The organism is Nonomuraea sp. CA-218870 (genome assembly GCF_050936535.1).
Taxonomy (GTDB): Bacteria; Actinomycetota; Actinomycetes; order Streptosporangiales; family Streptosporangiaceae; genus Nonomuraea; species Nonomuraea corallina.
The window spans coordinates 129778-148380 of sequence record NZ_JBNJMN010000003.1 but is presented as its reverse complement, the minus strand read 5'-3'; the positions used below and the strand labels follow the sequence as shown (position 1 = coordinate 148380).

13 protein-coding genes are annotated in these 18603 nt (G+C 73.1%); 5 read left to right on the top strand and 8 right to left on the bottom strand.

The window, feature by feature from the left end; genetic code table 11:
- Positions 1-150: 150 nt before the first annotated feature.
- Positions 151-1389 carry an acyltransferase family protein gene (locus tag ACQEUU_RS35700; protein ID WP_433074802.1) on the bottom strand — a complete coding sequence of 413 codons (1239 nt, stop codon included), beginning with the start codon at positions 1387-1389 and terminating at the stop codon, positions 151-153.
- A 41-nt stretch (positions 1390-1430) separates the two neighbouring features.
- Positions 1431-2102 carry a phosphotransferase gene (locus ACQEUU_RS35695; RefSeq protein ID WP_433074799.1) on the bottom strand — a complete coding sequence of 224 codons (672 nt, stop codon included), beginning with the start codon at positions 2100-2102 and terminating at the stop codon, positions 1431-1433.
- 191 nt (positions 2103-2293) lie between these two features.
- On the opposite strand from ACQEUU_RS35695, the gene ACQEUU_RS35690 reads away from it, so the two are divergent.
- From ACQEUU_RS35690 to ACQEUU_RS35670, 5 genes are all read left to right on the top strand, one after another.
- Positions 2294-3124 (top strand): ABC transporter ATP-binding protein, encoded by an 831-nt coding sequence (locus tag ACQEUU_RS35690; protein WP_433074796.1) that lies wholly within the window; start codon positions 2294-2296, stop codon positions 3122-3124.
- Positions 3114-3899 (top strand): ABC transporter permease, encoded by a 786-nt coding sequence (locus tag ACQEUU_RS35685; protein ID WP_433074793.1) that lies wholly within the window; start codon positions 3114-3116, stop codon positions 3897-3899. Before ACQEUU_RS35690 ends, ACQEUU_RS35685 begins: the two co-directional genes overlap by 11 nt.
- Before the next feature lie 68 nt (positions 3900-3967).
- Positions 3968-8674, top strand: a complete 4707-nt coding sequence (locus ACQEUU_RS35680; RefSeq protein ID WP_433074790.1) for an SDR family NAD(P)-dependent oxidoreductase — start codon at positions 3968-3970, stop codon at positions 8672-8674.
- Positions 8671-12585 carry an SDR family NAD(P)-dependent oxidoreductase gene (locus tag ACQEUU_RS35675; RefSeq protein ID WP_433074787.1) on the top strand — a complete coding sequence of 1305 codons (3915 nt, stop codon included), beginning with the start codon at positions 8671-8673 and terminating at the stop codon, positions 12583-12585. The genes ACQEUU_RS35680 and ACQEUU_RS35675 overlap by 4 nt, the downstream gene beginning before the upstream one ends.
- An 8-nt stretch (positions 12586-12593) precedes the next feature.
- Positions 12594-13751, top strand: a complete 1158-nt coding sequence (locus ACQEUU_RS35670; RefSeq protein WP_433074784.1) for an acyl-CoA dehydrogenase family protein — start codon at positions 12594-12596, stop codon at positions 13749-13751.
- On the opposite strand, the gene ACQEUU_RS35665 is transcribed toward ACQEUU_RS35670, so the two are convergent.
- The 6 genes from ACQEUU_RS35665 to ACQEUU_RS35640 are packed head-to-tail and all read right to left on the bottom strand — an operon-like array spanning position 13714 to position 18558.
- Entirely contained in the window at positions 13714-14394 is a 681-nt protein-coding gene (locus ACQEUU_RS35665; RefSeq protein WP_433074781.1) for a 4'-phosphopantetheinyl transferase family protein, read from the bottom strand. The genes ACQEUU_RS35670 and ACQEUU_RS35665 overlap by 38 nt on opposite strands.
- Positions 14385-15179, bottom strand: a complete 795-nt coding sequence (locus tag ACQEUU_RS35660; protein WP_433074778.1) for a thioesterase II family protein — start codon at positions 15177-15179, stop codon at positions 14385-14387. The genes ACQEUU_RS35665 and ACQEUU_RS35660 overlap by 10 nt, the downstream gene beginning before the upstream one ends.
- Positions 15180-15188: 9 nt before the next feature.
- Complete coding sequence (locus tag ACQEUU_RS35655) at positions 15189-16277, bottom strand: HAD-IIIC family phosphatase (RefSeq protein ID WP_433074775.1); 1089 nt, start codon at positions 16275-16277, stop codon at positions 15189-15191.
- Positions 16268-17440: an acyl-CoA dehydrogenase family protein gene (locus ACQEUU_RS35650; protein ID WP_433074772.1), complete on the bottom strand. Its 1173-nt coding sequence runs from the start codon at positions 17438-17440 to the stop codon at positions 16268-16270. Before ACQEUU_RS35650 ends, ACQEUU_RS35655 begins: the two co-directional genes overlap by 10 nt.
- A complete protein-coding gene (locus ACQEUU_RS35645) occupies positions 17437-17691 on the bottom strand; it encodes an acyl carrier protein (protein WP_433074769.1) in 255 nt (84 codons plus the stop codon). Before ACQEUU_RS35645 ends, ACQEUU_RS35650 begins: the two co-directional genes overlap by 4 nt.
- A 15-nt stretch (positions 17692-17706) precedes the next feature.
- Positions 17707-18558: a 3-hydroxyacyl-CoA dehydrogenase family protein gene (locus ACQEUU_RS35640; protein WP_433074766.1), complete on the bottom strand. Its 852-nt coding sequence runs from the start codon at positions 18556-18558 to the stop codon at positions 17707-17709.
- Between the last annotated feature and the right edge of the window lie 45 nt (positions 18559-18603).

Here is an 18603-nt window from a genome sequence, read left to right as displayed (position 1 = left end):
GAACGTTAACATGCCGCTCCGTCAAGGGTCGCCACGATTACGGTCGGGTTACACACCGGGTGCGCCGGCGACCGTCAGCGGCGGGCCGGACCCCCGGCGCGGTCGCGCCCTTCCGCCCTGAGCTGCACCGGAACGCCGGGGCCCGGGCCGTCAGCGTCCGTCGCGCATGCCGAACAGGAACCGGGTGACCCGGGTGCGCCGTACCAGCAGGTCGTACGCGGCGACCGTGAGGAGCAGGGACACGGCCACGATCAGCGGGTACTTGACGGCGATCGGCGCATCCAGCCGCACCACCCCGTACGCGACCGCGACCACGATCGGCTGGTGCAGGATGTACAGGGGCAGCACGGCGGCCGCCAGGTAGGCGTACACCCGCCGGCGGGCGCCGCCCCGTGACGGCGCGCCCGCGACCCGGGCGCCCGCGACCCGGGCGGCGGCGCGGCGGTCGAGCAGGCCGAGGATGCCGACCAGCAGACACCAGCCCGCGACGCCGTACATCGCCCGCGCGACGGTGGCCATGGGGCTCAGGTCGGTGAAGGGGTCGCCGCCGGCGAGCAGGAACATGGGCAGGCCGGCCATGGGCAGCGCCACGCCGAGGGCGGCGGCCACCGGCGCGTCCCTGCGGATCGCCCGGCGGAACCGGTCGTCGCCGGCGAGCACGAACCCGTAGCAGAAGAACAGCAGGTAGGCCCAGCGGCTCCAGCCGGCGTACTCCTCCTCCAGCCCGGCCAGGGCGCTGAGCAGCGCCACGGGGAGGGCGGGCAGCAGCAGGGCGCCGCGGTGATCGGCCGCGGCGGCGAGCCGGTCGGCGATCCCGCGGGCGCGGGCGGCCGGGAACGGGCGCGCCACCGCCGCCAGCATCAGCGCGTACACCAGCAGCAGCAGCATGAACCACAGGTGCCCGGTCTCGAAGTGCGCGCCCTGCAGCACGAAGGGGAACTCGGCCGGGTCGAACCGGACCTCGAAGAAGCGCGGCAGGAAGGCCAGGTAGGACTCGTGGTAGCCGGGGTCGGCGCGCAGCCGCAGCCATTGCGGCACCGGGACGATGGTGAGCGTGCCGAAGACCAGCGGCACGCCCAGCCGCAGCAGCCGCTCGACGGCGAACCCGGCGGGACCGCGGCGGCGCAGCGAGTGCCGGGCGCCGAAGCCCGCGATGAGGAAGAGGATGGGCATCGCCCACACCACGCCGAGTGCCGAGACGACGATGGACACGCCCGTGGTCTCGGCGTTGCGCACGTAGAAGTCGTCGGAGGCGTCGAAGACCAGCGCCGCGTGGAAGAACACCAGGCCGACGACCACCAGCACCCGGACCGAGTCCAGCTCGCCACGGCGCGCGGGGCGGGCTCCACCGTCCACCGGCGAGGGGGCGGCGTCGGGCTGCTCGGTCATCCTCTTGCCCCCCTCGGGCCGGCCGGCCTCGGCGCGCGCGGTCATCCGGCGGCCCGGAACTCTTCGCCGGCCAGGAAGGCGTCGATGTCGGCCTGCTCCTCCGGGGCGATGGCACGGTCCGCGCGCCATCGCTCGGCGGTCACGTGCAGATACGGCCGCACGGCGGCGACGTCGACGCCCTCCAGGAACGCGCCGAGCATGATCTCCCGCCAGTCCGGCACCGGCGCCTCGGGCACGACGGTGGTGGCCAGGATGAGCCAGGTGCAGGCGACGTCGGCGACGGGCGCGCCCCTGGCCGCGTTGGCCCAGTCGACGATCCGCGGCCCGTCGCCGGTGATGACGACGTTGGAGGGGTGCAGGTCCAGGTGGAGCAGCCGGTTGCCGGGACAGCCCCCGGCGGCCTTGAGCCACCCGGGCGCGCGCACGCGGCCCAGCGTCCGCAGCAGCTCGGCCAGGAGCCGGCCGTACTCCGCCAGGCGGTCGGGCCGGCGCAGCGCCGTCTCCCGCAGGCTCGGTCCCTCCAGGCGTTCCATGAGGATGTCGGGACCCTCGGCGTCGAAGACCTCCGGTGCGGGGATCCCGTGCCGGCGTGCGTGGCGGATGACCGCCGCCTCCTGCTCCAGCCCGCGGCCGTCGCGGGAGCGCTTGACCACCCTGCCCGCCCCGGCCTCGTAGACGAGGCAGTCGTCCCCGGCCGCGATCAATGCACCCACACGCATATTTGTCAGATTAGTGAGTCAGGACAGCCGACAGGAATCGGCCGTCATTGGCCGCTTCTCCGCGAAACTAGTTGCCACCGGCCGCGCCCATGTTCGTCGCTATCGTAAGAGGACGTCGGGCAATCGCGTAAATCGGATTACTCAAATACTGATGGTGTGACATCTAGGGAGGTGACACATTGCTGGTGGTAACCGATCTCGTCAAACGGTACGGCACGGTGCAGGCCCTCGACGGATTCACACTGAATGTGGCAGCCGGTGAAATCGTCGGACTGGTCGGTCACAATGGTGCGGGCAAGACGACCTTTGTGGAAATCGTGTCCGATTTGATCCGCCCGGACAGCGGTCACGTCACCATTGACGGTAAACCCCCGTCGGCCATGCGCGGCCAGGTCGGGGTCGCCCCCCAGCACCTGGCCCTCTATCCCTCCGTCACCGTGCGCGAGCACCTGGAGCTGTTCGGCAGGCTCGCCGGGCTCAGGGGGGCCGCGCTGACCTCGGCCATCGACGACCTCGCCGGCATCCTGCGGCTGGCGGAGATCATGGGCAGGAGGGCGGGGAAACTCTCCGGCGGCCAGCAGCGGCGTACCCAGGCCGCGACCGCGCTGGTGCACCGGCCGCCCCTGCTGCTCCTCGACGAGCCGACCGCCGGCGCCGACCTGGAGACCAGGCAGGCCATGCTCGACGTGGTCAAGCAGCGCGCGGGCGAGGGCGCGGCGGTCGTCTACACCACCCATTACCTGCCCGAACTGACCGAGCTGCAGGCCACGCTCGCCGTCGCGCGGGACGGCCGGGTCATCGCCAGGGGCACCTACGAGGACCTGGCCAGAGACCTGCCGGGCGAGGTCCGGGTCCAGCTCGAGGACGACGAGGAGATCACCGTCTCCACCACCGAGCCGACCGCGACCCTGATCGACCTGCTCGGCCGCCTCGACCGTCCCATCCGCTCGGTCGACGTGCGCCACCCCTCCCTTGACGACCTCTACAGATCCCTGGCGGTCCACGATGCTCGCTGACAGCGCGCCGCGCGGCGCGGGCGTGTTACCCGCGTTCCACCGGATCGCCGCGGTGGCCAGGCACAACACCATCATCCGGCTGCGCGACCCCGGTCAGGCGATCAGCTACATCGTCATGCCGATGGTGCTCATGCTGGTGCTCAAGCCGCTGTACGTGCGGGCCGTGGACGGCGGCGCCACGCAGGTGTCCACCGGGCTCATGGTGATGTTCTCGGTCTTCGCGATCTCCCTGGCGGGCAACGCGATCCTGTCCGAACGCACCTGGCGCACCTGGGACCGGCTCCGCGTGAGCCAGGCGGCGGCCGCCGAGCTGCTGGCCGGCAAGATCGCGCCGATCTTCGCGGTGATGGTCGTGCAGCAGGCCCTGTTGCTGACCTACGGCTGCCTGGTCATCGGGCTGCCGGTGCCGAGCGCGCCGCACTACGTGCTGCTGGCCATCGTGATCTGGGCCTTCGCGCTGCTCTCACTCGGCGCGCTGCTCGCCGCGATCGTGCGCAGCCACGGCGAGCTGAGCGTGATCTGCGACGTGGGCGCGCTGACCCTCAGCTCCCTGGGCGGCGCCCTGGTGCCGCTGAGCCTCATGCCCGAGTGGGCGCAGCTCGTGGCGCCCGTCTCGCCCGGCTACTGGGCGCTGACCCTGATGCAGGCCGCGGTACGCGGCGACCTGGCGGGCATGCTGCCGTCCGCCGCGATCCTGCTGGCGATCGGCCTGGTGGCGGGCGCGTTCGCGGCCCGGCGGCTGGCGCGCGGCTGGGGCCGCGGCGGGCTGATCTGAGGCGGAGCGAGCAGCGCAGTAAAGCGCGGACTAAAGCAATGACGACTTCAGTGAAGAGGGGCACGTCCATGGATGAGCACCAACCACCGGGCGCGGGAGACGTGGCGATCATCGGCATGTCCGGGCGCTTCCCCGGCGCGACCGACGTCGAGACGTTCTGGCGCAACATCAGCTCCGGCGTGGAGTCCTTCACCCGGTTCACCGACGAGGAGCTGGCCGCCGCCGGGGTGGACGCCTCGGTCTACCAGCAGCCCAACTACGTCCGCGTACGGCCGATCCTCGACGACGTCCGGGGCTTCGACGCGGGGTTCTTCGGCTACAACCCGCGCGAGGCGACGCTGGCCGACCCGCAGCAGCGCATCTTCCTGGAATGCGTGTGGGAGGCGCTGGAGTCGGCAGGCTACGCCGCGCCCGAGGGCCGCGGCGCCGTGGGCGTCTTCGCCGGCATGAACATCAGCGGCTATCTGCTCACCCGCCTGCGGGCCTTCACCATGGGCATCGACACCTCCGCCCTGATGATCGGCAACGACAAGGACTCGCTGGCCACGAACGTCTCCTTCCGGCTGGACCTGAGCGGGCCGAGCCTCAGCGTGCAGACGTTCTGCTCCACGTCCCTGGTGGCGGTGCACCTGGCGAGCGAGAGCCTGCGCCGCGGCGAGTGCGACATGGCGCTGGCCGGCGGCGTGTCCGTGCGCATCCCTGACCGCACCGGCTACCTGTGGGAGGAGGGCGGCCAGGAGTCGCCCGACGGGCACGTGCGGACGTTCGACGCCGAGGGCCGGGGCAGCATGTTCGGCGACGGCGCGGCCGTCGTGGCGCTCAAGCGGCTGTCCGACGCGGTGGCCGACCGTGACACCGTGCTCGCCGTGATCCGCGCCTCGGCCATCAACAACGACGGCGCGATGAAGTTCAGCTATCTGGCGCCGAGCATCGACGGCCAGCGGCGCTGCGTCTCGGCCGCGCTCGCCAAGGCGGGGGTGGACCCGTCCGAGATCTCCTACGTCGAGGCGCACGGCACCGCGACCGAGGTCGGCGACCCCATGGAGGTCGCGGCGCTGACCAGGGCCTTCGGCCCGACCAAGGAGAAGCAGTACTGCGTGCTCGGCTCGATCAAGCCCAACGTCGGCCACCTCGACCGGGCCTCCGGCGTGACCGGGCTGATCAAGGTCGTCCAGTCGCTGCGGCACGAGCTGATCCCCGGCACCCTGCACTACCGCTCGCCGAACCCCGAGATCGACTTCGCCGACAGCCCGTTCCGGGTGACCGCCGGCACCACTGCCTGGCCGCGCGCCGCCGACCGGCCGCGCGTCGCCGGCATCAGCTCGCTCGGCATGGGCGGCACCAACGCGCACGCCATCATCACCGAGGCGCCCCTGCCCGCCGAGCGTGCGGCCAGGTCGCGCCGCTGGCAGATCCTGCCGCTCTCGGCGCGGTCGGCCGCCGCGGCCGACCAGTCCTGCGCCAGGCTCGCCGACCGGCTGGCGGACTCGCCGGACGACCTCGGCGACGTCGCCTACACGCTGCAGGCCGGCCGCAAGGTCTTCAACCACCGGCGGTTCGTGGTGGCCGAGTCCACCGGCGAGGCCGCCGGGCGGCTCGCCGACCCGGCGGGGCCGCTGGGGCGCAACGACGCGACGACGGGCAGGAAGGTGGGCTTCCTGATCGCCGGGGTGGGCGAGCAGTACCCCGGCATGGTGGCGTCCCTGTACGCGGAGGAGCCGGCGTTCCGCGCCGACGTGGACGCGTGCCTGGCCGTCCTCGGGATCGCCGGGGCCGGGGAGCTGTCCGACGTGTTCGTGCCCGCCGCCCGCGGCGGGGCGGCCGGTGACCTGGCCGGGATGCTCGGCAGGGCGGCGCCCGCGCCGGCCTCGACGACGGACGCCCACCTGGTCCAGCCGGCCGTCTTCGTGGCGGAGTACGCGCTGGCGCGCCAGCTGATCCGCTGGGGGCTGAAGCCGGACATCATGATCGGTTACAGCCTCGGCGAGTACGTCGCCGCCTGCCTGGCGGGCGTCCTGTCGCTGCCCGACGCGGTCCGCCTGGTCGCCCACCGGGCCAGGCTGATCGCCGCGCAGCCCGAGGGGGCCATGCTGGCGGTGTCCGCCGACGAGCGGCGGCTGCGGGTCGTGCTGGGCGAGTCGATCACGCGCGAGCTGGACGTGGCGGTGCGCACCGGCTCGCAGGTGGTGCTCGCGGGCCCGGCCGAGACCGTCGAGGCGGCCTCCGCGCTGCTGCTCGACGCGCGGATCGGGCATCGCAGGCTGGACACCACGCACGCGTACCACTCCAGGATGCTGGCCCCGCTCGCCGAGGAGCTCACCGCCTGGATCAAGGAGAACGTCACGCTGCGGGCGCCCGAGCTGCCCTACGTCAGCAACGTCACCGGCGGGCTCGCCACCGCGGAGCTGGTGGACGACCCGGGTTACTGGGCCAGGCACATGTGCGAGACGGTCGAGTTCGGCGCGGGCCTCACGCACGTGCTCGGCGCCGAGCTCGCGCTCGCCGAGATCGGCCCCGGGCAGTCGCTGGGCGCGCTGACGCGCGGCCACCCCGGCTGCGACCGCGCCCAGTGGCCGCTGATCGTGACCACCCTGCCGGCCGCCAACGACCCGCAGGACACCGGCGCGGCGCTGGCCACCGCAGTCGGCAAGCTCTGGCTGACCGGCGTGCCGGTCGACTGGGCGGCGCTGCACGAGGACGAGGGCTGGTCGCCGGGCCGGGTGCCGCTGCCGACGTACCCGTTCGAGCACCAGGAGTACTGGCTGGAGATCGACGAGAGCGCCCTGGGCAGCGGGACCCCGGCGTTCGACGAGAGCGATCCGACGAGCATCGCCAAGGCGTACCCGAGACTGCCCGACAACCGCTGGATCCACCTGCCGACCTGGCGGCAGACCACGCCGCGGCCGGCCCGCGCGCAGGAGGCCGCCCGCTGGCTGGTCTACACCGACGCCGGGTTCGCCGACACGCTGGCGGCGCCGCTGCTGGCACACCTGGCGGCGCAGGGCGGCGAGGTCGTGCTGGTGCGGCCGGGCGAGCGCTACGAGAGCGGCCCCGACGGCTTCCGGCTGCGCCCCGGCTCTCCGGACGACGCGCTGGCGGCGCTGCGCGAGCTGGCGGCCCGCGACTGGCTGCCCGAACGGGTCGTGCACCTGTGGACGGCCGACGACGCCCCGCCGCGCCCGCAGGACCCGGCGACCGAGGAGTGCCTGCGGCGCGGCCTCTACACGCTCGTGGCGCTGGCCCGCGCGGCCGGCGACCTCGGCCTGCCCGGCTGGTCGCTGGACATCGTCACGGCCCGCAGCCATCGGGTGCACGCGGGTGAGCCGGTGGCCGCCGAGCGCGGCACCCTGCTCGGCCCCACGCGGCTGATCCCGGTGGAGTACCCGAGGGTGAGGACCAGGCTGATCGACCTCGACGCGGCCGCCGAGGGCGCCGCGCTGCTGGCCGAGCTGCGCGCCGAGCCCGAGGACCAGGTCGTCGCGCTGCGCGGCGGGCACCGCTGGATCCCCGACTACGAGGCGCTGGACGCCTCGGTGATCGAGGCGGCCCCTCCGGCCGCGAGCGTGCGGCGCGGCGGCGTCTACCTGGTCACCGGCGGTCTGGGCGGCATCGGGCTGGCGATGGCCGAACGACTGGCCGAGCAGTACCGGGCGCGGCTGGTGCTCCTCGGCCGGACTCCGGTCCCGCCGCGTGAGCGGTGGGACGCCATCCTGGACGCGGAGAGCACCGGCGGCGAGGTCCGCAGACGGCTGGAGGGTCTGCGCCGCCTGGAGTCGGCCGGCGTCGAGGTGCTCACCGTCGCCGGCGACGTCTCCAGCGCCGAGGACGTGCGCCGCGCGGTCGGCGCCGCGGTCGAGCGGTTCGGGGAGCTGAACGGCGTCCTGCACTGCGCCGGGGTCCCGGCGGTCGGGCTGATGCAGTTCAAGACCGTCGCCGACATGGAGCGGGTGCTGGCCCCCAAGGTCGGCGGCACGCTCGCCCTGGCGCGGGCGCTGCGCGAGGTGCCGGTGGACTTCCTGGCGTTGTTCTCCTCCACCACCTCGGCGACCGGCGGCGGCGCGGGCCAGGTCGACTACTGCGCGGCCAACGCCTTCCTGGACTCCTTCGCCCTGGCCGACGCGCTGCCCGGCGTGGCCGTCGCCTCGATCGACTGGTGCGAGTGGACCTGGAACGGCTGGACCGACGGCCTGGACAACTACGACGAGGGCTCCAAGCAGTACTTCGAGTGGTACCGGGAGAACTTCGGCCTCACCTTCGACCAGGGCTGGCAGACGCTGCTGCGGGTGCTGGCCAGCGGCGAACGGCACGTGGTGGCCTCCACCCAGGACTTCGCCCCGATGGTGGCGATGAGCCGCAGGTCCTCCATCGAGAGCCACCAGGCGACGGTGAAGAAGATCCGGGACGCCTTCGGGCGGCACCCGAGACCCGACCTGTCGACCGCGTACGTCGAGCCGCAGTCGCCCACGGAGGAGACCATCGCCGGCGTGTGGTCCGAGGCGCTCGGCCTCGAGCAGGTCGGCGTGCACGACAACTTCTTCGAGCTGGGCGGCAACTCCCTGCTCGGGATGGAGATCATCGCCGAGGTCAGGCGGGCGCTGGAGCTGTCGTACCTGCCCCCGCACATCCTCTACCAGGCGCCCACCATCGCCGCGCTCGCCGAGGCGGCCCGCGAGGGCCAGGAGTCCGGCGGGGAACCGGCGGCGGAGGAACGTGAACAGCAGCGATCCCGGATCGCCCAGCGACGCAACATGCTCAGGAGCGGAAGGACGTCATGACCGAAACCGACTACGACTCCGCGGTCGCGCTGATCGGCATGTCGGGGCGTTTTCCCGGCGCCGCGGACGTCGGCAGCCTGTGGCGCAACCTGCTCGCGGGAGTCAAGGGCCTGCGCACGATCACCGACGAGGAACTGCTGGACGCCGGCGTCGAGCCGGGGATGCTGGCCGATCCGCGCTACGTCCGCGTCGGCGGGCCGCTGGAGGGCCTGGACACCTTCGACGCCGCCGTCTTCGGGGTCAACCCGCGCGAGGCCGAGCTGATGGACCCGCAGCACCGGCTGTTCCTGGAGTGCTCCTGGGAGGCGCTGGAGAGCGCGGGCTACTGCCCCACTGACGTGCCCGGCCAGGTCGCGGTGTTCGGCGGCTGCGGCTTCCCCGACTACATCGTCAGGAACATCCAGCACCTGATGGGCCAGCCGGGCGCGGCGCTGCTGGCCGCGATCGGCAACGAGCGCGACTCCCTGGCCTCGCTCGTCTCCTACAAGCTGGGCCTGCGCGGTCCGGCCGTGTCGGTGCAGACGTTCTGCTCCACCTCGCTGGTCTCGGTCCACCTGGCCTGCCAGAGCCTGCTCACCTACGAGTGCGACCTCGCGGTGGCGGGCGGCGCGTTCACGCCGCTCCCCCAGCCTTCCGGCTACCTGTACGAGCAGGGCGGCATCCTGTCGCCCGACGGCCGGGTCCGCAGCTTCGACGCCGAGGCGAGCGGCACCGTGATGGGCGCCGGCGCGGGCGCGGTCACGCTCAAGCGGATGTCCGACGCGATCGCGGACGGCGACGTCATCCACGCCGTGATCCTGGGCTCGGCCTCCAACAACGACGGCCGGCTGCGCGCCGGCTACACGGCGCCCGGCGTGGACGGGCAGGCCGAGGTGATCGAGTCGGCGCTGGGCGTGGCCGGGGTCAAGCCCGAGACCGTCGGGTACGTGGAGTGCCACGCCACCGGCACCATGCTGGGCGACTCCATCGAGCTGGCGGCGATGAACCGGGTGTTCACCCAGGCGGGCGAGACGCCGTGCGTGCTCGGGTCGGTCAAGCCGAGCCTGGGCCACCTCGACCGCGCCTCCGGGGTCACCGGGCTGATGCGGGCGGCCCTCAGCCTGAGGCACGAACTGCTGCCGGGCACCCCCGGCTACGGGACGCCGAACCCGGCGCTGGCCACCGCGCACGACCGCTTCACCGTACTGAAGGAGCACACGCCCTGGCCCGCCGGGCCGCACCCGCGCCGCGCCGGGGTCAGCTCGTTCGGGCTCGGCGGCACCAACGCGCACGTCGTGCTGGAGCAGGCGCCGCCGAGGCCGGCGCGTCCCGCCCGGCCGGGCCCGCACCTGCTGGTGTTCTCCGCCGCCGACGACCGCGCGCTCACCGCGCTCACCGAGCGGCTCCGCGACCATCTCGCCGCCGGCGCGCCTGACGGCGAGGACTTCGCGGACGTGGCGTTCACCTCGCAGGTCTCGCGCGGCGGGTTCGCGCTGCGCCGGGCGGTGGTGTGCCGGGACCGCGAGGACGCCGTGGCCGCGCTCGGCGACCCGGAGCGCTGGATCGACGGCAAGACCCAGCGGCGCAACCCCAGGGTCCGGCTGGTCACGCCGGACTCCGGCGTGCCGGAGGAGTGGTGGGCGGAGCTGCACGCGGCCGTCGGCGCCGTGCTGCGGCCCGGCTCGCCGGCCGCCGGCTCTCCCACCGCGGGGACGCGGGCGCCGGGACGCGAGGAGGCTGTGGGCGCGCTGGCCGACGCCCTGCGCGCGATCGGCGTGAACGTGACGGACGCCGGGGACGCCGCCGAGACGGTGACCGTCGCGCCCGGCGAGACAGCGCCCGGCGACACGAGACTCGGCGACACGGGACTCGGCGGAACGGGACTCGGAACGGGTACGTCAGGGGACGGCGCCCGGCCGGGCGCGTCCGGCTGGCTGCTCGCCGTGGTGGCGCGGCTCTGGCTGGCCGGCGTCGCCGTCGACTGGGCCGCGCTGCACGGCGGCGCGGGCCGCCGGGTCGAACTGCCGACCTACCCGTTCCAGCGCCGCAGGTACTGGATCGACCCGCCGAAGGAGCAGGCGCAGGTCCAGGTCAGCAGCGGCAAGACCTTCGACCGGACCCGGTGGACGTACCTGCCAGGCTGGCGGCAGCGCCCGCTGCCCGTGGCGGGCCTGGACGAGCGGCTGCGCGAGGCGGGGCCGTGGCTGGTGTTCGCGGCGGACCCGCACGGCGAGGCGCTGGTCGAGCGGCTGGTGGAGGCCGGCGCGGAGGTGACGACGGTGCGTCCGGGCGAGAGCTTCCAGCAGGACGACGCCGGTGACTTCACGGTCAGGATCGGCACCGCCGACGACATCGCCGAGCTGATGTACTCCCTGGTGGCGGCCCCGCGCGCCATCGTGCACGGGTTCAGCCTGGCCGCCGCCGAGGCGGGCCGGGACGACGATCCGGTGGCGCACTTCGCCGCCGAGCAGCGGCGCGGCTTCTACTCTGTGCTGGCGCTGGCCAAGGAGCTGATCGACAACACCGGCTCGGCCCCGCGCGCCGAACTGGTCCTGCTCACCCCTGAGGCGGTGAGCGTGGCCGGCGCCGACCTGCGCCACCCCGAGCACGCCACGCTCGCGGCGCTCGCGCCGAGCCTGGCCCAGGAGAACCCGCGGCTGCGCAGCCGCGCCATCGACGTGGGCGGCGGCCTCGACGCCGCGGCCACGGCGGCGCGCATCCTGGCGGCGGCGGTCTGCCCGTACGAGGGACCGGTCGCGATCCGCGCCGACGAGACCTGGGTGCGGCGCTACGAGCAGTACCCGATCGAGGCGCCCGAGCCGGACCAGCGGCCGTTCCGCGCCGGCGACACGGTGCTCATCACCGGCGGCCTCGGCGACGTCGGCCTGGTGCTGTCGCGGCACCTGGCGAGCGCGTACGGCTGCCGGCTGGTCCTGACCGCCCGCAGCGCGCTGCCGCCCAGGGAGGAATGGGACGGCTACCTGGCCGCGACGCCGCAGGGCGGGGAGCGGACCGCCAGGCACATCCGCAACGTCAGGGACCTGGAGGAGCGCGGCGCCACCGTGCTCGCCGTCTCGGCCGACGTGGCCGACGAGGACGCGATGCGGGCCGTCGTCGACCAGGCGGTCGCCCGTTTCGGCGGCATCGACGTGGTGGTGCACGGCGCGGGCGTGCAGGACGGCGCGTACTTCAACTTCGCCCACCTGATGGACCGGAGGCAGTGCGACGCGCACCTGGCCGCCAAGGTGACGGGGTTCCACGTGCTGCAGAAGGTGCTCGGCGACCACTGCCAGGACCGCCGGATCACGCTGTCGTCGATCGCCGCGGTGCTCGGCGGGATGACGCTGGCCCCGTACGCGGCCGCCAACGCCGCGCTGGACGCCTACGTCCGCGCCGACCGCGCCGCGGGCGGCCGCTGGGTCACCGTCGACTGGGACACCTGGAACATCGACCCCGAGCGGGTCGAGGGGCACAGCGGCGCCGTCATCGACTTCGCGATGGCCCCGGCGGAGGGCGTGGACGTCCTGGAACGGGCGCTGTCGGCCGCCGACAGGGTCGGCCACCTGGTCATCTCCACGGGTTCGCTCGACGGCCGGATCGCGCAGTGGGTCACCGGCGACATCCACGAGGCCGGCGAGGACGTCGACGACCAGGAGCGCCACCCGCGCCCCGAGCTGAACAACCCCTACGTCGAGCCGCGGGAGGGCACCGAGGCGATCCTGGCCGGGATCTGGTCCCGGGTGCTGGCCATCGAGCCGATCGGCGCCCTGGACAACTTCTTCGAGCTGGGCGGGCACTCCCTGCTGGCGATCGAGCTGACCACCCGGATCCGCAAGACGCTCAACGCCTCGGTGCCGGTGACCGGGCTTCTGGAGTGCCCCACCGTGCGCCAGCTGGCCGAATTGCTCGACGCCCGCGACTACGAGGAGTGACCCAGGCGATGAACTCTCCCGAGCACCTGCGGACCCTGCGCGGGTTCGTACGGCGTGAGCTGACCGGCAAGGACGGCTATCTCGACTCGCTGGCCGAGGCGCCGCTCCCGCTGTACGAGCGGTTCGGCGCCACCGGCCTGGCCGGATGGTGGCTGCCCGAGGAGTACGGCGGGCTCGGTCTCAGCCTGGAGGAGAGCGTCCGGATCACCTCCGAGCTCGCCTACGCCGACGCCGGGGTGGCCTTCACCCTGTTCATCCCGGTGCTCACGACGAGCATGGTGCAGTGGTACGGCAGCGAGGAACTGCGCAAGGAGCACCTGGGCGGGCTGGCCGGCGGCGGTTTCGCCGCCACGCTGGGCAGCGAGCACGCCGCCGGCAGCGAGCTGGCCAGGATCGGCACCACCGCGCGGCGCGAGGGTGACACGGTGGTGCTCGACGGCCAGAAGGCGTTCTCCACCAACACCGCCTTCGCGCGGTTCGTCGTGGTGATCGCGCGCGTCGCCGACGACCCGTCCGGCTACCTGGCCGTGCTGGTCCCGGGGGACGCGCCGGGCGTCACCGTGGAGAAGCGATGGGACGTGATCGGGCTGCGCGCCTCGGCGACCTACCAGGTGTCGCTGTCCGGCGTCCGGGTGCCGGCGGGCAACGTCCTGCGCGGCAACGGGCTGCGGCTGCTGGAGATCGGCCTGAACGCCAGCCGCATCCTGATCGCCACCACCGCGCTGGGCATCGCCCGCCGGATCCGCGACGTGTGCATGGAGTACGGCAAGTCCAAGTCGGTGAAGGGCGCCCCGCTGACCTCGAACGCGGTCTTCGCCTCCCGCCTCGGCCAGTTCGAGATGGAGATCGAGGTCATGACCAACCAGTGCCTGGCCGCGGCCCGCGCCTACGACGCGATCGCGGCCGGGCCCGACGCCGGCGAGGAGTTCATGCGGGTGGGCACGCTGAAGTCGGCGCTCACCACGAAGATGTTCTGCGGCCAGACCGGCTGGCGGATCGCCTCGGCGGCGTCGGAGATGTTCGGCGGCCTCGGCTACACCCACGAGGCGGTGATCGGCAAGCTGCTGCGCGACATGCGGTACGTCTCGATCGTGGAAGGCGGCGACGACGTGCTGCGTGACCTGGTCTTCAGCCGGTACGTGGTGCCGGTGTCGAAGCGGTCGTGACCAGCGCCGCGGCGTAGCCGGGAGCGACGTCCAGCCAGCGGACGGGAACCTGGGAGCCGGGGAGGGAACGCGAGAGCGCGCTCCCTCCCCGGCTCTCCGCGCACGTGCCGGAGTCGGGGCGCACGAGGACGTCACGCAGGCCGGCCAGCCCGGCCCCGCTCGCCTTGACGTACGCCTCCTTGGCAGTCCACAACCGGAAGTACTCCGCCAGGCCCGCTTCCGGCCCGGCCGTGCGGACCCGGGCGGCCTCCTCCGGCTGGTACATCCGCCGCGCCATCTCCAGATGGTCGAAGTCGTCGCGGACGCGTTCCACGTCGACGCCGACCCGGCCGCCCGGCGCCGTGACCGCGATCAGCGCCCACCGCCCCGAATGGGACAGGTTGAAGTCGGGCCGCGGCCGTCCCGCGGGGGTCCGCAGGCAGGGGCGGCCCGACTCGCCGGCGCCGAACACGAGCCGCCCGGCGGGCAGGCCGCACAGGCTTCCCAGGACGGCGCGCAGGGCCGCGTGCGCGGCCACGTAGCGCCGCCGCGCGAGCGGCTCCGCCAGCGCCGCGGCCTTGTCGCGCTCGGCGTCCGACAGGCAGTGCCACCACCCCGGCCGCTCCGGGCGGTCCAGGTCGACCCGCCAGACCCTCACACCCACGGCCGCAGCGCCTCGGCCACGATGCCCCTGGTCCTCGGCGCCTGCTCGAAGACCGCGAAGTGGCCGCCCTCGAAGGGGTGCAGGGCGAACGCGCCCGCGGTCTGGTCACGCCACGCCGCCACCTTCGCCGGCGCGACGCGCGGGTCGGCGCCGCTCGGCATCGCCGAGATCGGCACGGCCAGCGGCGGCTCGTCCGTGTAGCGGTAGGTCTCCTTGACGGTGAAGTCGGCCTTGACCGCGGGCAGGATCATCTCCAGCGCCCCCGGGTCGGCCAGCAGCCACTCCGGCGTGCCGCCCAGCCTGCGCAGCAGCACGACCACCTCCGCCCTGCTCATCTCGCGCACCGGCGGCCCGCCCTCGAAGGTGACGTGCGGGGCGTCGGACCCGGAGACGAACAGGTGCACGGGCAGCGGGCCGCCGCGCCGCCTGACCTCCCTGACCAGCTCGAAGGCCACGAGGCCGCCGAGGCTGTGCCCGTACAGCGCGTACCGGTGGCCCGCGGCCGACAGCTCGACGTCGGCGAGCACCGCGTCGGCCAGGTCGGAGACCAGCGGCTCCATCCGCAGGTAGGGCTGCTCCCTGTGCCTGCTCTCCCGCCCCGGAAGCTGCACCGGCTGCACCGCGACCCCGGGCAGCTCGCGCTGCCACGACCGGAAGGCCGACGCCGCGCCGCCCGCGTGCGGCAGGCAGTAGAGCGGCAGCGCGCCGGGCTCGGCGCCGGTCAGGGCGCGGAACGGCAGCCAGCTCGCCAGGAGGCCGTCGGTCGTCTCGTCATAGACGGTCATGTGGGTTCCTCACTCGACGATCTCGACTTTCACGTACGGCGGCGGCGGCTGCACCGCTGTCAGGTCGGCCTCCAGCACGACGTGCGCGCCGTCCCTGCCGACCTCGTGGAACCCGGCGAACGCGTACGTCACCTGCATCATCCGGTTGCGGCCGGTCTCCACGAAGTCGGCCCGCACCTTCACGCCCGCCTCCACCGCCAGCCGCAGCACGTGGTTGAGCAGCACCATGCCGACGCCGCGCGACATCACCCGGCACGACATCAGCATCATGCGCAGCCACCAGGCGTCCTCGCCCTTCTCCACCAGGGCCAGGCCGATCTTGCCGTAGCCGCCGAACCGGTCGGTGAGCGAGGCCACCAGGAGCAGGTGGTCCGGCGACTCACGCAGCGCGTCCAGCTCCTCGTAGGAGTAGGTGCGGCCGGTGGAGTTCAGCTGGTTGGTCCGCACGGTCAGCTCCTCGGCCCGCTGCAGGTCCTCCCTTCTTGCGGGCGCGATGGTGAACGACATCTCCAGGCCGGCCAGGAACTCCTCGTTCGTGCCGACGAACTCGCCCTCCAGCTCGTCCCTGGCGATCTGGCTGCGGTACATGCCGCGCCGCAGGGCGGACTCGTCGGTGACGAAGCGCGGCCGGAACTCCGGCCGCTCCAGCGCCTCCTCCAGCTCCAGGACGTCGACGCAGGTCACCTCGGGGACCCCGTGCGCCACCTCGGCGAGCTCGAACGCCTGGTCGTCGACGAACGCGAAGGCGTCCAGGCCGAGGTTGAGCGCCTTGGCGAGGTGCCGGATGGAGTCCGACTTGGGGTTCCAGTTGATCTGCGGGTACAGGAACATCTCCTCCAGCCCGAAGGCGCGCAGCTTCTCCATGGCCGCGTCCCTGTCGTTCTTGCTGGCGACGGAGTGCAGGATGCCCTTGCGGTCGAGTTCGTGGATCCGCTCGACGACGGCGGGGCGTACGGTGACGTCGCCGTCCTCCAGGAGCACCCCGTCCCACAGGGTGTTGTCGAGGTCCCACACGATGCACTTGATCCGGCCCCGCTTCGGCTTCTCCGGGAGCGGGGGCGTCGCGGTGACGGCTGTCGTCGCGGTGGTCACGGACATGGCGTCTTCTCCCTCTCCGCCTGGCCGGCGATGGTGATCCGCTGGATCTCGTTGCTGCCCTCGATGATCTCCATCACCTTGGCGTCCCGGTACAGGCGCGCGACGGGGAAGTCCGGGCTGCACCCGTTGGCGCCGTGGATCTGCACCGCCTCCGCCGCGTGCCGCACGGCGGCCGTGGACGCGAAGTACTTGGCGATCCAGGTGGCCATGAGCGTCGCCGAGTCACCGGTGTCCTTCAGCCGGCCGGCCTCGGCGAGCAGCAGCCTGGCCGCCCGCGCGTCGGTCACCATGTCGGACAGCTTGGCCTGGATCAGCGGCAGGTCGCGCAGCGGCGACCCGCCGACCCTGCGGTGCGCGGCGTAGGCGGAGGACGCCTCCAGGCACGCCTGGAGGATGCCCAGCGAGCCCGCGGCCACGCTGTAACGGCCGAGGTCGAGGGTGCCGGTGAGCACCATGCCCGCGGTGAAGCCGCTCGGGCCGAGCAGCGCGTCGGGGCCGAGCTCGACGTCGTCGAAGGAGATCTCCGCCAGCATGGAGGCGCGGGTGCCGAGCATGTCGTCGATGGGCCGTACCCGGACTCCCGGCGCGTCCCTGGCGACCAGGAAGGCGCCGATGCTGGCGGCCGTGCGGGCGAACACCAGGAACAGGTCCGCGCGCTGGCCGCCCGTGGTCCACTTCTTGACCCCGTTCAGCACCCAGCCGCCGCCGGACTCGACGGCGGTCGTGGTGATCCCCGCGGTGTCGCTGCCCACGCCGGGCTCCGACAGGCAGAACGCGCCGAGCACGGCACCGCTGCCGAGCGCCGGCGTCCACCGGTCACGCTGGGCGGCGGTGCCCCACCGCTGCACCGTCCACGCCACCATGGTGTGGACGGTGAGCAGGCTGCGGAGGGAGGAGCAGCCGCGCCCCACCTCCTCGTGCACCTCCCCCAGGGTGACCATGTCCATCCCGATGCCGCCCGAGCCGAGCGGCAGGAAGGGCGCCCACAGGCCCGCCTCCGCGACCTGGCGCAGCAGGTCCTCGGGGACGCGGCCCTCCCGGTCGTAGGCGTCGGCGCGCGGCACGACGTGCGTGTCGACGAACGCGCGGGCCGAACGCCGGTCGGTGACTCGCCCGGCGGCCGGCGCGGTGGGCGCGGCCGGCGCCGGGTCGGTGAGCGTCACGCGGCGGCCAGGCCGGGGGCGAGCCTGGCCACCAGCGTGGCCATGGTGTCCGCGGTCCTGAAGTTGTCGATCCGCAGTTCCTCGTTGGGGATGGTGACCTCGAAGGTCTTCTCCACGAACATCACCAGTTCCATCGCGAACAGCGAGTTGACGAAGCCGAGGGCGAAGATGTCCTGCGATGCGTCGATCTCCGCCTGCGGGTAACGCTCCCGGACGAAGGCGAGGATCTGGTCTTTCGCGGTAACGGACATGGAGGTGGCTCCCTTTCAGTTCGTCGAGTCGTAGGTGTAGAAGCCCCTGCCGGACTTGCGGCCGTGCAACCCGGCGTCGGTCATCTGCTTCAGCAGCGGGCAGGGGCGGTACTTGCTGTCGGCGTAGTGCTCGTAGAGCACTTCGACGCTGTAGAGGATCGTGTCGACGCCGATCAGGTCGGCGGTCTCCAGCGGACCCATCGGGTGGCCGAAGCAGCCGCGGAACACCTCGTCCACCGACGCGGCGTCCGCCACGCCCTCGTGCACGAGATAGGCCGCCTCGTTCACGGTGAGCATCAGCACCCGGTTGGAGACGAAGCCGGAGGAGTCCTTGACCCGCACGGCCTTCTTGCCCATGGCGCTGAGCAGGGTCTCGGTACGCTCGATCGTCTCCTGCGAGGTGTGGAAGCCGGGGATCAGCTCCACGACCGGTTTGGCCGGCACCGGGTTCATGAAGTGCACCCCGATCACCCGGTCCGGGCGGCCGGTGACCGCGCCCACCTTGGTGATCGGGATGGCGGAGGTGTTGACCACGAAGACGGTGCCGGGGCCGCACTCGGCGTCGAGCGTCTCGTACACCTCCCGCTTGACGTCCCAGTTCTCGGTCACGTTCTCGATGACGAGGTCCGCCTTGGCGGCGCCCGCGGCCCCGACGGCGGTGGTGATCCTGGACAGGACCTCGTCGGGGTCCAGTGCGGGGCCGCCCATGAGGCGGCTCATCCGGGTGTTGTGCCTGATGGTCGCCAGCGCGCCGGCCAGCGTCTGCTCGTCCTTGTCGACCAGCACCACGTCGTGACCCGTCGCGGCGAGGTTCTGGGCGACGCCGACTCCCATGACGCCGGCGCCGATCACCCCGATCACCGTCATGTCGTCTCCGTTCCACTCATCGTTGCGCTCCTAGATCGCTGGTTC

Coding starts and splice junctions, on each gene's coding strand:
- ACQEUU_RS35700 (WP_433074802.1), bottom strand. CDS start 1,389: ATGACCGAGCAGCCCGACGCCGCCCCCTCGCCGGTGGACGGTGGAGCC.
- ACQEUU_RS35685 (WP_433074793.1), top strand. CDS start 3,114: ATGCTCGCTGACAGCGCGCCGCGCGGCGCGGGCGTGTTACCCGCGTTC.
- ACQEUU_RS35680 (WP_433074790.1), top strand. CDS start 3,968: ATGGATGAGCACCAACCACCGGGCGCGGGAGACGTGGCGATCATCGGC.
- ACQEUU_RS35675 (WP_433074787.1), top strand. CDS start 8,671: ATGACCGAAACCGACTACGACTCCGCGGTCGCGCTGATCGGCATGTCG.
- ACQEUU_RS35670 (WP_433074784.1), top strand. CDS start 12,594: ATGAACTCTCCCGAGCACCTGCGGACCCTGCGCGGGTTCGTACGGCGT.
- ACQEUU_RS35660 (WP_433074778.1), bottom strand. CDS start 15,179: ATGACCGTCTATGACGAGACGACCGACGGCCTCCTGGCGAGCTGGCTG.
- ACQEUU_RS35655 (WP_433074775.1), bottom strand. CDS start 16,277: ATGTCCGTGACCACCGCGACGACAGCCGTCACCGCGACGCCCCCGCTC.
- ACQEUU_RS35645 (WP_433074769.1), bottom strand. CDS start 17,691: ATGTCCGTTACCGCGAAAGACCAGATCCTCGCCTTCGTCCGGGAGCGT.
- ACQEUU_RS35640 (WP_433074766.1), bottom strand. CDS start 18,558: ATGACGGTGATCGGGGTGATCGGCGCCGGCGTCATGGGAGTCGGCGTC.